Source organism: Microbulbifer magnicolonia (assembly GCF_035117725.1).
Classification (GTDB): Bacteria; Pseudomonadota; Gammaproteobacteria; order Pseudomonadales; family Cellvibrionaceae; genus Microbulbifer; species Microbulbifer magnicolonia.
Window position 1 is genome coordinate 1797854 of the sequence record NZ_JAYEFD010000001.1, and the last position, 15841, is coordinate 1813694.

A 15841-nucleotide genomic window follows, 5' to 3' on the forward strand; every position below is an offset into this window, starting at 1 on the left:
CGCATTCACAAGAGGACATCACTCCAATCCTCCTTTGCTCGGAGGCGCGCCGCGCCGCCAGAAGACTTCTGTTTCAATGGTCAGTTCATAGTCGCCGTAGTTGCGCGCCCAGTCATCGGCAATCTGCGCCTTGATGGTCTGCAGGCGCTCTTCTACCAGGTCGGGATCCTCGTTTTCCGCCAGGTAAGCCAGGCGCAGTACCGACGGTGCTTCCTGCAGTTTTTCCAGCAGCAGTTCGGTGCGCGAGTGCCACTGCGGGCGCAGCTCGGTGGTCTGCGGCTCGAACACCGCCTCGGCCATATCCAGGCGCACGACGCGGTGCAGGCTGGTGCCGAAGTTGAACTTGAGCATCTTGCCTCGGGTCGCGCGCAGTACCCGCGGGTTTTCCGTGGTCAGACGGTAACCGCTCGGCAGGCTGCGGTCGTCGAGCTTCAGCACAAAATTCGAACCGCGATCCTGGTTCGGCACCACCGCGCAGGTGATATGGAAACGGCCGTGCGCATCGGTGGTGGCGTTGAGACCCGTTGCGGTAACCACGCGCGCACCGGGCACGCCGCCCTCACCGGCATCCTGATAACCGTTCATGTTCTTGTCGTCATACACCTTGCCGATCACATCGGTACAGTCGAAAGTCGGATCGGGCACCACGCGCACCGTCGCCGACGCCTCGCCGGAGGCAACCTGGCCGGACAGCTGGTTGAACATGCGCGCGCGGTTGACGTACTTGCCTTCGCCGACACCGGAGCCGACGACTAACAAGAGTTTCACCTCGCGGGTCTGGTCCGCTTCGACACGCAGGTCAGGCCACAGCAGCTGCAGCCCGTCCACTTGCGGCTCTATCGCCTCGCCGTCGAGGCGCGCGGAGCCGGCGACATATTTGAAACCGGCGGGGAAGAAATCCACCAGCTGCAGATCGGTCAGCGGCACCGGCAGCGTGTTGCCGAAGGTGATGGTGTAGGGCACCAGCTGCGAGCGGGTCACATTGAGCAGCGCCGCGGTCTTGGTGATCGACAGGGCGCCGTCCAGCTGCGGATCCAGCGCGATGTGGTTGTTGAACAGCTGGCTCTCACCCGGAATGCGGTTGTCATCCAGCGTCAGGCGCAGGTAGTAGTCGGTAGCCGTATCGCGCGCATCGATATCGAGGGCCGGCGGCAGTACCGACAGCTGCACTTCACAGTGCTCCGGCGTGCCCGGCACCATGTCCGCATTGCTGCCGAGACAGGCGCCGACATCAAAGCCCGCGGTCTCCAGATTGGTCTGCGGCGGAATGATGGCCGACTCGCCGGCGACATAGTTGTCGCCCGGCATCTGTACCCGAATCAGGTAATCCTGATTGGCCGGACAGGCGGCATCGGAGAAATTGATATCGAACTTGTAGTAACCGCCGGCCTGGGTGACCTGATTCTGTTGCTTCGGATCGTCGAAGCAGCGGTCGGGCAACGCCTGCTCGGTGCTGGCGCGCAGCATGGACACCGCGGCGCCGCTGATCGGCTGGCGCAGCACCGAATCGTAGATGACACCGTTTGGCGTGATCGGCAGGTTCAGGCTCTGCGGGTTGGCACCAGAACCGACATAGATCTCGCTGATGGTCTGCGGACCATTGGTAAAGTCGGAGCTGGTGTTGCCGAGCGACGCAGTGCTTTCCACTGCGTCGGGTGCGGTGTATTTCAACTCGTAGCTGGCACCGCCCATATAGTTGGGCACCAGGCCGTCGAACTGGAAGTAGCCGTTTTCGTCACTCTGCAGGGTTTCCAGCAGCGCGTTGTTGAAGTACAGCTCCACGGTCCAGTTCAGCAGCAGGCGCTCGTCGGCATCCAGCTGCGCGTTGAAGTTCGTATCGTGCCAGAGATAACCGCTCAGGTTGGCGATACCCGGGGTACCGCCCACGTCGATGGCCACGCTGGCCTGGTTGGTGGACGCGGGATCATTCCACTGCACTTCCGCGGTGTTCAGCACACGGTAGCCGACCTCCAGGTTGTCGGACAGCTTGGCCTGGAAGCGCAGCGTGGCGCTGTCATCCGGTTGCAGCTCGCCGTAAACCGCGGCGAAATCTGCCGTGATCACAGAGCCATTGACGCTGATGCCCCCGGCCTGGCCGTTCAGCAGCGCCGAGTCTGCGACGTAAGTGAGCACACCCTCACCGGCAACCAACAGATCGTCGGTAATGGTTACATGGGTGGCGGGTACCGCACTGATATTGGTAATCGTCACCAGATACTCGAGGGTGGCGCCGGCCTCGGCCGCTCCGCCGCCGACAACCGCCACTTCCTTGATGATCGACAGCTGCTGCGCATCGCCGACCACAATGTCTGTCGGCTGGGCGCCGTTGGACGGATTGCCGTCGGCGTCGGTCAGCGTGAACGGCAGTTCCACGCTGGCAACACTGCCCTGGTTGCTGATCACGGTACCCGTGGGTGTCCCGGCGTTGACCGTCACATCGAAAGTCACCGTCGCCGTCCGCGCGGAACTGATCACGCCCTCGTCCGCACCGGGCAGCGGCGGGGTCAGGTCGTCGGAGGAGATCGGCAGCCCGGCGTCGAGCCTGGACGTGCCGCCGCCGTTATCCGCCACCGCAATACCGTTTAGCGTCGTACTGCCGGCAACATAGGTGGTGCTCGCCGGCAGCTGGTCGGTCAGCGCCACGCGCGTCGCATCCACGCCGCCCATATTGGTAACGGCGATGGTGTAGCGCAGCACATCGCCCGGATCGACGATGCCCGGGGACAGATTGTCCACGGCGATTTCCACGGTCTTGTGCGCGATCAGCAGCGGCACGTCGCCGACGATGTCGATGGTCGGGTCGTTGGGCGCATCGGTGGCCGGATCGTCGGAGGGCACTTCATCGAAGGCACCACTGCCGGCACCGTTACCGTTCACGTAGCCCTGGTTGGAAATGATGGTGCCGTCGTTGACGTCGTTGATGGTCACATCGAAAGTAACGATTACCGGTTCGGCGCCGGCCGCCGTCGCACCGACAAAGCCTTGCGCTTCTTCAGGAGAGTTGATCGGCAGTCCGGCCGCCAGCGGCGAGCTGCCGTTCACATCGTCAACCGCGGTGCTATTCAGGGTGGTGGAGCCGGCTATGTAAGTGGTATTGGCGGGCACCTGGTCGCGCAGCAGCGCATCGACAATATTTTCATTGCCGGTGTTTTCCACGCGGATCGTGTAGCGCAGGGTGTCGCCGGCCATCAATAAGTCTGCATCGCCGGTGATATCCGCGGAGGCTTTTTCGACGACCAGTTGCGGTCTGGAGTAAACCAGCGTTTGCGTGGGATCCTCATCGCCCGCCACCTGCGGATCATCGGCACCATTGACATTGGGATCGTCGCTGACCACTAGCGACATACCCGGCGGCTGCAATTGTGCCTGATTCAATACCAGCGTGCCGCTGTCAATCACCGGTGCGAGGGTGACCTCAAACTCGATGACAAAATAGTCCGCGGCACCGCCCATGGCATCCAGACTCAAGTTGCCCACTTGCAAGTGTCCGCTGCCATTGGCCCCGCCACTGGTGTCCGTCGCGCTACTGTCGCTGCCGGCAGGCAGATTGACCAGGGCGAGTGATCCGGGCACAAAGAGGGGCGATGCGTTCAGGGCGTCCAGCTCGTCACTGACCTCGATATCGCTGACGTCCAGGTCGCTGAGATTCCGCACTGTGATGCTGTAGCGCAGGCGGTCTCCCGGGGAGGCGTCGCTGCCCGGGTCCTGGCCGGTGGTGACATTCACGACGGCTTTGTGGAACTCGAAAGCGGGCACCTGGGCGGTGATGGTGAAGCTGTCTTCGTGGTCGACGACCGCGGGCGTGCCGTCGCTCAGCGCGCGTGTATAGGCGCGGACCTGGTCGGAGCTACCCACCGCGAGGCTGTGCCACAGGGTTGCCCCGGCGATATTCGACAGACCCGCACCGTCCTCTGTGTCCGTATCCAGCCAGGCATCGTAGCCGATCACCAGGTGATGATCGGGCGGGATCACTGCGTTGGCGCTATTGGTAGCGACAGAGAAAGTACAGCCGGCCAGATCGAAGGTGACGGTGAAATCCGTACCCTCGCTCAGTACCTGCTGGACCGTACCGCCGCCGTCCACGATTTCCGCGCTGGTCAGTTGCGGCTGGGTTTCACACATGCCGCCCTGCGCGGTGTTCGGCAGCAGATCGGCAATGGTGATATCCCAGGCTTCGCCGGTACCGGTATTGTGAATATCCAGGGTAAAGTGGCCGGGCAGGCCGGACTGCACAGTGCCGCCGGCCGGTCCTTCCTTGTCCATCACCAGTTGTGGCTCGACTATGGTGAAGTCGACGGAGTTACCGCCGCCCGCAACGGGGCTGCCACCCTCCAGGTAGGTGTAATCGGCACTGTTGCCAATCACGGTACCGCTGCTCGCAGAGGGCACATCGGCGACGCGCGCAACGATTTCGATCACTGCGGAAGTGCCGGCAGTGACGACACCCAAATCAAATGTGAGCGTATTGGCACCGATTGCCGGCGTGATCGCGACACCGTCCAGGGTGGCGCTCTCGAACAATACACTGTCGCCGAGGCCGTCCAGAGTGTCGGTGACGACAACGCCGGCCAGAGAAGAACTGGTAACGGGGCTCGACGGTACAGTAATCCGGTAGCGGACTTCCTCACCGACGGAGGCGGTGCCGTCGGCGGGCGCAATCAGTTCCTTCAGCAGAGGCCCGGCACTGGCCGCCGTGGTCTGCATCTGGAAGGGCAACGGCAATAGAACCGGTGCGTAGCGCTGACCACTGCTGTCCGGCAGCGACCAGTATTCATTCACGGTAAAGGTATTGATCCAGGTTTCCGCACTGCCGACGTCGGCCAGGAAACCGATGTCATAATCGATATCCAGACACTGACCCGCGTCCAGAGGCGCGTTGAAAGTGAACACCATATTCTCGCCAGGCGCGGCGGGCGGCGTATAGGTGTAATCGCTGTCGGCCACCAGCGGCACGCCATCGATGGCCACCGTCAGATTGGCGATGGAACTCTGGTCCATCTGCGGTGCCAGGTCGTCGGTCAGGCTCAGGTTATAGGCCGGCGCATCGCCACTGTTACAGGCATGCAGGCGGAACTGCATGGAGTCATTCAGCAGGTCCAGTACCGTGTAGGGATTGGCTTTGCCGCCGCGCTCGGTCTTTTCCAGGGAATCGATCAGCGGTTGGTGCAATTCGATCAGCGCATCATCTTGAACGCTGTCAGTGCCGTAATTCAGTACCGCGGTATTTGTCAGCTGCTGGGTGGTCGGCAGCTGCGCGATGGCCTTGTCCTCGGCAACGCGGGCGGCATAGCGAATGATCAGCGGAGCGCTGTTACTGAAATCGCGCTCGATAGCACCAAGCGTCCAGGTGACCGCACCTTCCTGTCCCTGAGCGGGTACTGCAGACGCCGGAATATCCGCGTAGTTAAATCCGTTGCCCTGCTGGTAAGGCGCGCCGGTATCGCCATTGATGCTGACAATCGAGTCGAACACCATGCCCGGCGGCAGGGTGTCCACGACTGCAAGCGCCGGGGTGGTACCCGCCTGCAAAGTTAGACTCAGCGTGTAGGTAACCGTATCGCCAACGCGCAGGGTGCCGACCGGCGTATCCCCATCGCTATCGGCATACACCTCTTTCTCGATCGCGGTATTGTCGTCGGTAACGATCACCGCCTCGGCGAAATCGGAGCAGTAATCATTGGGTGCGGCGACCGCCGGACAGCCGTCGCCGTGGCGCTCGAAGCCGGTGTCGATATCGTCCAGCGAAGTCCAGTCCACCCGTATTCGGTTGCTGATCGGGTTGCCGAATGCACCGCGCACTTCCACGCGGTAAACCAGCACCAGCTCGCTGCCCCGCGGCAAATCGAGGCTGTTGTCGCCGTTGTTCTTACCCCAGACCAGCGGGCCAAGCGGTGAACCGGCAGGCGCGGGCACAAAGCCGGTGACATCGACGGTGTCGATCCGCGCGGTGGGCGCAAAAGCGCTGTTGAACTGCAGCTCGGTGGGCAATTCGTCGCGCAGGTTCAGATCGAAAGCATCCGCCGTGGACGCACCGGTGTGGCGCACGGTGACGGTGTATTCCAGGACATGCCCGCCCAGCGCCGGCTGGCCCGGGTCGGAGATATTGGTGACGCTCTTGAATATCTCCAGCTCAGGCTCCACCACGGAAACCGCGCTGATGGGAGGAGCATTCAGACTCTGCGGGCTGTCGTCTTCACCGTGGTCGTAGGTCAGCGCGGCACCATTGCGCAGTGACACGCCATCCTGCACCGCGGAGACATTATTGACCCGGGCAAAGTATCTGATGCGAATGCGCGGATTGACCGGGTTGTCTGCCGTATCGCTCGCCGTATCAACCTTGCCGATATTCCAGCTGATAATGCCTGTAGCCCCGGTGCCCTCACCGGGAAAACTGATAAAGTCGGATTCTGCCGGCGGCTGAGCACTGCCGTTGATGCTCTCGATACCGATAAATTCATAGGTGATTTCGTAAGCGCTGTTGTGCGTCAGCGCATAGCTGGCAGCGCCGGCGGCCAAGTTGTCTGATACCACTACGTTTTCGCTGAAGCCCTCCGGCAGCAGAATTTCCAGCTGGAACTGCTTGTGTGCGCCGACGACGGGAATTACCGACGGATCCAAGTCGGATTTATTGAATTGCAGCGCAGGTACCAACGTCTGCGCCGAAGCGCTGGCTTCGTAGTCGTTGATCGGGTCGCCGGTATTGGGCAGAACGCCGATACGCATGCCGTCTGCGGTGCCATCGACGCCGATACTGTTACCGCTATTGAGCGCCACATCGCGCCCCGGTAAAGACTGCCAGCGGGCCTGGATGGTATTGTCGAGAATTTCCTGGGGCTCCACGCCCCGCTCCACCTGCACCTCGAAGGTGAAGGACTTGGTTTCACCGGGCGCTATGGTGTAGTCGGCATTGCCGCGATTCCAGCTGAAGATAGGCGCATTGGCGCCGACTGTCGTGGTGTCAATAATATTGGGCGGATCTGTCCCCGCAACGCCGGAAGCCTGCAGGAAGGCCAATTTTTTACCGCTGAGATCGTCCAGTACCTGCAGATTGTAGGCATTGGCAGTACCGGTATTCTCCGCGGTAACGGTCACGGTGAGAACATCGTCCGCATCGCTGTTCGGCGCAGAGATGGATTTGGTCAGCTGAATCACCGGCTCAAGCACGGTTACTTCGTGAGATTCGAATGGCACCACTACGGTGTTGCCGGCTTCATCCACGTAACTTACCTGGGCGGTGGTATAGCTACCGCCGTTTCCGATCACATCGCCATCATTGGTAGTGGCGCTGTTCTCGATGCGGGCGATAAACTCCACCGGAAAATCGAACAGGCTGCCGGCAACGGTGGTCAACTCCTGGTCACCGAAATTCCATTCGATATAGTCATTGCTGCCGGTATTGGTACAGGTCGGCGTGAAGATGCCGCCCGGTGCGAAGCCCGCCGTATCGTAAGGTGCCGCATTCAGGTTCACCACCTGTCCTTCGATACAGCGCATACCCGCCGGGAGCTCATCGCGGATCACGAAATCGCGCAGTTTGGCAGCGGGGATCTGCGCGGTCAGCTGGTAGCGAATTTCCTCACCGACGACGACGGTATCGCTGTTGGTACCGCTAGCGCTGCCGTTAGAGAGGGCCAGAGCTTCTTTCGGCTTTGCCTGAACTTCAATGATCCGCATCTGCGCCTGGTCACTCGGACCAGTGTAGATGCGGGCACCACCGATGCGCGGGGTGTCCGCGGACAGGAAACGCGGATCATTGACGTTGGCAATTGCCGGACCGCTCTGGTTGCCGGACGGCCCTTCGAGGCTGTCGTATGCGGTCACTTCTACGGTATTGGTAAAAAGCTGTTGCGGTGCGACAGACTGGTGCGGTTTGACTCGGTAGACGGCGGTAACAGACTGATCAGCGTCTACGCGCTTCAGCGCGTCGGAATGCTCGTAGGAGAAGGTGATGACTGCCGGCGTGCCACCTTCGCTACAGTGCGCAGCCTCACTGTAATCGTTCAGACCGGGGGCTGTGCCGACAAGACCTTCCAGCACACCGCCCTCGTCGCCAGCTGCGTCTGCATCATTGTCCAGCCCGTCGGTATCGAAAGGGCGCACACACATCTGCCCGGAGACATCGAGCGTGTCGGTGACAACGACATCGTAGGCGGGCGCACGGCCAGTATTGTTACGGACGATAATTCGGAACAAGTAGGTCTGGTCGCGGTGCCCCTCTTCCGTCAGATCAGTCCAGCCGTCAGTATTCTGCGCCGCATCCGGATCGCAGCCATACAGGCTTTCGTTACAGACCTCTTTGACAATAGTGAGCTCTGGCTCAGTGATGCGCAGGTCCACCTGCCAGTCGGAAACCGGCGGATAGCCGGGAATATTCGCCGGTACGCCGGCTGCATTATCCACGGAGACCGGGATCTGCGTGCCGTCTTCCAACTCAAAAATCGCGGTAAAGGCTGCGCGCCCATAGTCGGTGCTGATGGCACCGTGTGTATTGGGAGAGCCAACGGAATCCGCCGTGTCATTCAGGATACGGGTAGTAAGGTCGGTCAGGAACCAGTAGTCGCGGATATTAATCGGCGCAGCAAGCACCCACAGAGGATCCACCTCACTGAGTGATGTGCCCAGACCACCGCCCTTGGTTAGGCCGGTAATCTCCTTACAACGCGACAGCGGGTCCGGCAATGTGACATCGCCGCAGTTCAGAGGATTGTCATCGATATAGCCCTGGCCGTCCGGCAAATCGTCACCGAAGGAAATATTGTTGACCTCGATCAGTGTGTAGCCCGGTGTCTCGAAGCCGAACCAGCCACCGGCCTGGATCTCGACCTTGCACTCCTCCCCGATAATGACATCCGGCTCGCTGAAGCCGGCTTCATTCAGTTCCGTACACTGCCCGCTCAGTTTTTTCTTCAGGTTAAAACCGAGCACCTTGGCCCGGAAAGCGTCGAGGGTGTAGTTGTTGGCCAGCTGCTGGGGTGGCGTTGTTCCCACGCCGCTCGGATTGCAGTCGCCGGGGATACAGACCGGAGCCGGGAAGTCGAGGCGGGATCCGTCGCTCAGGGTAATCTCCCCCACCACGTCGGCGCGGAAAGTCAGGTCGTCCTTGGCCGCGCCGTGATTTTTTGCCACCTGGAAGTTCACCCGCTCCGTGACGCCGGGCGCGATTGCCCCAAGATCGGCGCTGGTGCAGCGGTACACGGTGGAGTCGGGGGGAAGATAGGCGGGCTCGTTCCACAGCGGGTGTTCGATCGCGCCGCTGACCACAGCGCAGCCGCGATCGTTACTGTTCACCACCATGCCTTCGCCGAAGGTGATGTAGACAAAGTAGTCATCGGCGGTGTGGCCGCCGTTGTTGGTGATATCGACTGTCAATGTGGTTTCACCATCATCGCGGACGATATACAGCGGGTAGACGGTGGTCACGTCGAGATCTTCCGGGTCGGGCGTGACATCGTCCCTCTCAATCTGCGTAGCACGGGTACCGGAACAGAAATCTTCCGAATTTACCGTCAATACGTTTTGATCGCTGAGCTGAAAATTACTGTCCGGGTCCGTACCGTCCAGCGCGCTTTCTACCTCCACATCGAGATTCGCAACCTTGTCGAAGAAATCCGGCTCGATGGTGATGATGCGGAAGCGCACGGTGATTTCATCGCCGTGGCGCAGCATATTGACCTGGTCCGCAGTCTCCCCGGGGGTCGAACTCTCGAGGCGGAAATGCGGTGCGATATTCAGCAGCGGATCAGCATTCTCATTGTCCCAGACGACACGATTCACCAGGCCATTGTAAGTCGCCCCGTAGGCCGCATTGTGGCCGTCCTGTCCGCGCCGGGTGCGGATGATTTCCGGGGTATAGGTCGGGTCGACCACATATTCCGCCGGCAGGTCGTTGGTGAAATCGATGTTCTTGACCGAGCCGCCGGTGCGGTTGTTGATAAAGAGTGTTACATATCCGCGCGCACCCAGGGGCTGGGCATTATTGATGTTGGTGCCATTCAGATCAGCCACGTCGTAAAGGCCGGTGATACGACGGGTAATGTTCAGATCGCCGTTCGCCACCGTATTCATATAAGCCGTGTCACCGGGTGTCGAGCCACCGGACGTCGAGCTGATGCCACCGACACCAGTACTGCCGTCGATCTCACATCCCCACTGGAAATCGCTGACGGTATTGGTGCCGTTCGAACAGGAAGTGTTGACCTTGCCCACCAGGTAAATATTGATACTGCCGTTAGCGTTTACATCGATCTCCGCCCCATTGGCATCCGAGCCGCCCTGCCCGAAAGGCGAAGTGACCTCCCAGTTCGACAGTGTGTTTGTCGCCGCAGTACAGCTGCCCGCGCCCCCCGAGCCATTGCTGTTGGCAATGGTCAGCGCTCCACCCTCGCTGGCGCAGACATGGCTGATATCCACATTGGGATCGGACATCAGGTCATCGAAGCGCACGTCCTGCAGGGCAGCCAGACCGTTGTTGGCGATGTTGATCCGCCACACCACATCGTCGTGAATATTGCCATACACGGTATCGGTGTAATTGGTCTGTACGGCATCGATATTGCGGCCGGTCTTGGTAACCACCGGGTTTGGCTCGCGGAGATCGAGATTCAGGGTGTCGCTGTCGGTGGTGCGGGGGAAGGAGCAGTAATCGAAAGAGGCAGTCGCCGTTACATTGCGGTTTGCGCCAACCAGATCCTCCTCCCGGTCGGAACGGCTGCGCACCCTAAAGGTGATGGTCATCACCGAGCCTTCACTGCGCGAGGCCAGCGCAGAAAGATCATTCTGATCCCAGGTGATGGTGCTGCCGCTGATGGTCGGCTCGCCGAGCACGTTACCGGCGCTGACAGTGGTGGAGCCCCCGATGTATTCCAGGTCTGAGGAGCCCAGGTCCTCACTGACAACGATATTCTGGATATACTGAGTGCCCTGCCCACCACTGTGGATCGAAGGCACATCGATTTCAAGCGTGACTTGTCCGTCGCCGCACAGAGTGCACCAGCTGCTGGAGCTGCGGTGATCCAGAATATCGAATCCTGCCGGATTGTCGGGACTGGAAGGGCAATTGCTTTGGGCCATCGCCGGGCTCTGTGGCAACAGGAATCCACCGCAGCCGAGGACCAGGCCAACAAGCGCTTTCTTCCAAGATATCCGTCCAGTTACATCCGACATCATCGTCTCTTATCAGCCGCCGTTTTCGATTGAAACTCTTGCCTGCAGGCCCACAGGCGCTAGTTCGGGGCAGACACCCCCCGGTGGGCGAACTTTATTTAGAAGAGAAGGTGGAGGCCGTGAAGCAGGTCAAAATTAGCGCCTTGGCAGGGAACTTTTTTAAGGTTTGCCAAGTGGTTCTCAGGGAAACTTGATGTGGATTATTAAGTTGTGGACAGAAGCTGCTCCGGAGTCAGATCGCTGACCCCGGAAGTGAGCCTACGCCCCTCTCCCGCAGACGGGAGAGGGGGGTTATCTGTTGCCAGACTAGCCCGCCGGCAGGAAGTCGATCGGGTAGAGGATGGTGATGGTCGGCACGCCGGCTTTCGGGCCAAAGTTAAACCGCTTCACCCGCGCCACGATCTTGGCGTTCAGTGCCGGCGAATCCATATCGCTGGACTCGACCTTCGCCAGGGACACAGCGCCGTCCGGTTCGATGGTGATCTTCAGGACCATCTTGCCCTGCAGGGCCGGGTTGTTGCGCAGCTCGCGGTTGTAGATGCGATACAGCGTGGCCTTGTAGCGGTCGAAGACGATCTGGATCTCTTCGTCGGTACGGGACGGCCCGGCACCATCGCTGAGCGGCCTGTCCTCACCGGCGAAGTCACCCTCGGTGCCGATCGAGCTCTCGACCCGCGAGAAGGCCACGCCGCCCAGTGCCGTGCCGCTGCCGCCGACATTGCGGCTGAGACTGGCTGTGTTGATTCCACCACTGCCGGCCGTCGCCGCGGCGGTGATCAGCGAGCGCTGACTGCGGTTCTCCTTCTTGCCGGCGGTGCTGAGCTGGGTCTGCTGGCCAAGGCGGTTGTCCAGATCGTCCTCGATAAGGTCCTGGAAATTGTCCTTGAATGCCAGCACGCCCGCGCGCTCGGCCTTCTTGCGCGCCTCCTTCTTCTCGGCCTTGGACGGCTTCGGCTCTTCCTTGGCCACCTGTTGCTTAGGTTCGGGCTTCTTCTCGTCCTGTTTCGATTTGGGCTTCTCCGGCTCCGGCGGCGGCTTGGGCTTGGTTTTCTTCTCGATCACCAGCTTGGCCAGGCGCTCGGGAATCTCCACCACCTCATCCTTGTCCGGCTTGGGAATCTCCCACAGTGGCACCAGATAGCCGAGCAGCAATGCCGCCAGTAATGACACCAGCACGCAGCGACGGAAGCGGCGCTCGTCCTCGCCCTGGGTGTGCCAGGGCATGACCATAGGACGGAAGTCCGTCTGCTCGAACTCGCGCGTCACTTCGAATTCGAACTGCGACTCCTCTTGCTCGCGGCGCAGCTGTTCTGCGCGTTCGTCCAACTCGAAGATTTCATCGTTGCAACTCTCGATCTTGTCGAGCACGCGGCGGCGGCGCTCCTGCAGCAGACCCAGGTTGGCGTTGTATACACTGACGGTGTGCTGGATGCGGCGAATGACCGCCTTGGAGGCATCTTCACGATAATCGTCGGCCCAGAACAATTGACCGGCACCGACATCTTCCAGCTTGCCAAGGCGCTCCGAGATCTCGTCGAGCAGCTGATGTTTGGATTCATCCCTGCGCAGCTCGCTCAATTTCTCGTCGATCAGCTGCTGCTCGTCTTCGAGCAGGCGAATACGCCGGCGCACCGTTTCCAGTTCGCCGCTGACCGCCTGCTGTTGTTGAAGAAATTTACTCACAGACTTCCATTAACCTTGCGATGCTTTCTGAATAACCGCCAGAGAGACTTTGGTGTATCCCGCATCAGTACAGCTGGACATCACTTTTTTAAGCAAACTGAACGGAATCGTTCTGTCAGCGAGAATGTTGACTTCCGGCGGCTCCTGCTCGGGCAGCTCTTCACCTTCGGTGGCAGCCTCCTGCTGCGCGCCGCGAGCCACAGTGATGGCCTTGTCCATTTCGAGGATCATGGCCTCCTTGATGGCCTGAATTATGGTTTCCTCGCTATTGATCACGGCTTCAGTGGCGATCACCGGCTTGGCCTCAACCAGAATTTCCTCACCCGTTACCATCAGGGTCACGGTTTCCCGCGGCTTGGCCTCCACCACCGAGTCCGGCAGCGTGATAACCTTCGGCGGCTCCAGCGCCTCGTTGCTGGAGGTGTTGGTCAGCAGGAAGAACACCAGAATAGTGAATACATCCATCAGCGAGGTCAGGTTCATGCCGGAGGTTTTCTTGCGCTTGTGGCTGCGTGCCATGCGCTTCATGCGTCGGCTTTCATGTTTCACGGCGCATCTCCTATGGATATATCCGGGAACAGCTCCACCCGCTCCACCGCTTCCGGATCCTCCGGGTCACTGCCTTCGGGGCGCACTTCCGCACCGCGCACCGCATCCATGACACCGACCAGGTGCTCATAGGCGATGTCCGGCTCCATCAGCAGGATGGAATCGGTCTTTTCGGGATAGCTCGCTTTCACCTGCAACAAAAACTGGCTCAATTTTTTCAGATCGTAGACTTTTTCTGTAGGCAGCACCGCAACACTCGCGTCGGTCGCAGCCGACTCACCGGCGGTCGTCTCTGCAGTGGCGGCTTCACCTTCCGGCGCAATATTCAAATTGGGAAAACGCGCTATCACCTTCTCCCCGTCGCTGACTTCGAGGGTGTCTTTGCGCACCACCACTTCAACGGTTACCTTGGGATCATCCGGCGCACCGCCGCCGGCTCCGCTCGGCATGTTCAGCTCCAGAATGGTTACCCGCGAAAACACGGCCGATACCAGCAGGAAAGGCACCAGCACCACCATCAGATTCAAGAAGGCGGTGATATCCAGCTCCGGAGCTTCTTTGTTTCTCCCGTGGCGCCGACTTCTCATTACACTTTTTCCACTTGCTGTTCTTCGACTGCGTCTTCAGTCTCATCGCTGTCAGCGGTTGCGGCAGTGTTCTTCACGGCGTCTGCCTGGTTCTGCGCACCACCGGCGGGTGCAGCAGGCTTGGCAGTGTCGGCTGCGGGAGTATCAATCTCGTGGCGGCGGCGTGTGGAAGTGGAAATCAGGTTCAGCGCCTTGACGGACACCATTTCCAGGCTGTCGATGATTTCGCCGGTCAGGGAGTTCAGCAGTGCGTGCACCACCAGCAGAGGAATACCGGTCATCAGACCGAAGGCGGTAGTGTTCATCGCCACGGAAATACTGGCGGAGAGCAGGTCGGCCTTTTCCGCCGGGTTGGCGTTGGCTACCGCGGTAAAGGCCTCGATCAGGCCCATGATGGTACCGAGCAGACCGAGCAGCGTGGCGATATTCGAGAAGAGCGCCACATAGGGCGTGCGTTTCTCGAGCTGCGGGATGATCTCCATCATGCTCTCTTCCATCGCGATCTCGATATCCTCGCGACGGCGCACCGTACCCTGGCGGGCAAGGCCCATCGACAGCACCTTGCTCACGCTGGTGTTGTCCTGCTTGACCAGATTGCGCGCGCGGTCGAAATCGCCGGACGCCAGCACCGGCTGCAGTTTGTCCCACATGGCGCGGTTGGTGTGGCGCTCGTAGAGCAGGCGGATATAGCGCTCTATCGCCACCGCGCTACCCAGCGCGGCGACCAGGAGAATGGGGTACATGAAGGTACCACCGGTCTGGAAGAACGCGATTACGCTGTTGAAAAAGTCCATTACAAACCCTCTTTAAATGTACCGCAGTATATTTTGTTGAATCGTTGGTTTGGTGTGCGCGGCACACCACGATGTTTTTAATGCTGCGCGGCGAGGCGATCGTCGCGCCCGTTCGCGCTGTTACCTATGTCTTGCAGGGGACCCGGCCTCAATCGCCGGACAGGCTCAGCTCGTAAAATTCCAGTTCGCGCGCGAAGACCTCTTTATCCAGGGGCTTCAGCTTGTCATCCATCAGACTGGAAACCAGATCGCTTTCCACACCCACCTCGGAACTCTTCCAGGGAACGATATACAGCGATTTGGGCGCTTCCTTGTTGCCGATAATCGAGATCCCGGACAGTTCCTTGACCTTCGTGTCCACCTTTTTGCCGTTGGCGTTTTCGGTCTGGGCTTGCGCGGACACGCTCGAGACTCCCAGCGCGAAGACAGCCCACAATATGGCCTTGAACTTCATCGGTTTCACTTGCCCGTCCTCCGCTGCAGGTCCGCCAGCCAGATGGAGACCTCTTTGTCTCCCGGCTCCAGGCTCAGGTACTGGTTGAATTGTGCCAGAGCGCATTGAAGATCTTGCAGATAGAGATCACACAATATGCCCAGATTTTTGACCAGGGGCAGATAATCCGGGTTCTTGGCCAGCGAATTGACATAAATTTTTCGGGCCTCGGCAAAACGGCCCTGTTTGCGGTACAGGACTGCCAGTTCATTAGTGGCGGCCGGGTGCTGGGGATCCAGTTGCAGTGCGTGCAGGAACGCCTCTTCGGCATTCTTCTCGTTACCGCTCTTGTAGTAGGCGATACCGAGATTGATATAGGGTGCCGGCAGGCGCTTCTCCCGTTCCACCACCGCCAGCAGCAGCTCGATGGCCGCCGGGAAATTCTCGTCGCGCAGGTATTCCAGCGACCGCTCAAAATCGCGATTGATACTTCCCGACACGCGCACCGATGAATAGTCGGATACCCGGCGGCCGCTCGTAGGTGTACTGGCGCAGGAGGCCAGCAGCAGCGCCAGTGACAGCACCACCAGCCTTTGCATCACTTTTTGCATCGCCATCAGATTCATAGCTGT

The 15841-nt window shown here is 60.0% G+C and carries 7 protein-coding genes; all 7 read right to left on the minus strand.

Annotation, left to right across the window (positions count from 1 at the left end; all coding sequences use genetic code 11):
- Positions 1-18 precede the first annotated feature (18 nt).
- The 7 genes from RRF64_RS07880 to RRF64_RS07910 all read right to left on the minus strand — a co-directional run bounded on the left by RRF64_RS07880 (position 19) and on the right by RRF64_RS07910 (position 15835).
- A complete protein-coding gene (locus tag RRF64_RS07880; protein ID WP_323845286.1) occupies positions 19-11070 on the minus strand; it encodes a hypothetical protein in 11052 nt (3683 codons plus the stop codon).
- Between the two features lie 399 nt (positions 11071-11469).
- The gene (locus tag RRF64_RS07885; RefSeq protein WP_323845287.1) at positions 11470-12846 is read right to left on the minus strand and encodes an AgmX/PglI C-terminal domain-containing protein; all 1377 of its coding nucleotides are present in this window, start codon (positions 12844-12846) and stop codon (positions 11470-11472) included.
- Positions 12847-12855: 9 nt separating this feature from the next.
- The gene (locus tag RRF64_RS07890) at positions 12856-13395 is read right to left on the minus strand and encodes an ExbD/TolR family protein (RefSeq protein WP_323845288.1); all 540 of its coding nucleotides are present in this window, start codon (positions 13393-13395) and stop codon (positions 12856-12858) included.
- Positions 13392-13982: an ExbD/TolR family protein gene (locus RRF64_RS07895; RefSeq protein ID WP_323845289.1), complete on the minus strand. Its 591-nt coding sequence runs from the start codon at positions 13980-13982 to the stop codon at positions 13392-13394. The genes RRF64_RS07890 and RRF64_RS07895 overlap by 4 nt, the downstream gene beginning before the upstream one ends.
- Entirely contained in the window at positions 13982-14776 is a 795-nt protein-coding gene (locus RRF64_RS07900) for a MotA/TolQ/ExbB proton channel family protein (protein WP_323845290.1), read from the minus strand. Before RRF64_RS07900 ends, RRF64_RS07895 begins: the two co-directional genes overlap by 1 nt.
- Positions 14777-14924: 148 nt before the next feature.
- On the minus strand, positions 14925-15230 hold the full coding sequence (locus RRF64_RS07905; RefSeq protein WP_323845606.1) for a hypothetical protein: 306 nt from the start codon (positions 15228-15230) through the stop codon (positions 14925-14927).
- Positions 15231-15235: 5 nt separating this feature from the next.
- Positions 15236-15835 carry a tetratricopeptide repeat protein gene (locus RRF64_RS07910; protein WP_323845291.1) on the minus strand — a complete coding sequence of 200 codons (600 nt, stop codon included), beginning with the start codon at positions 15833-15835 and terminating at the stop codon, positions 15236-15238.
- Positions 15836-15841 lie beyond the last annotated feature (6 nt).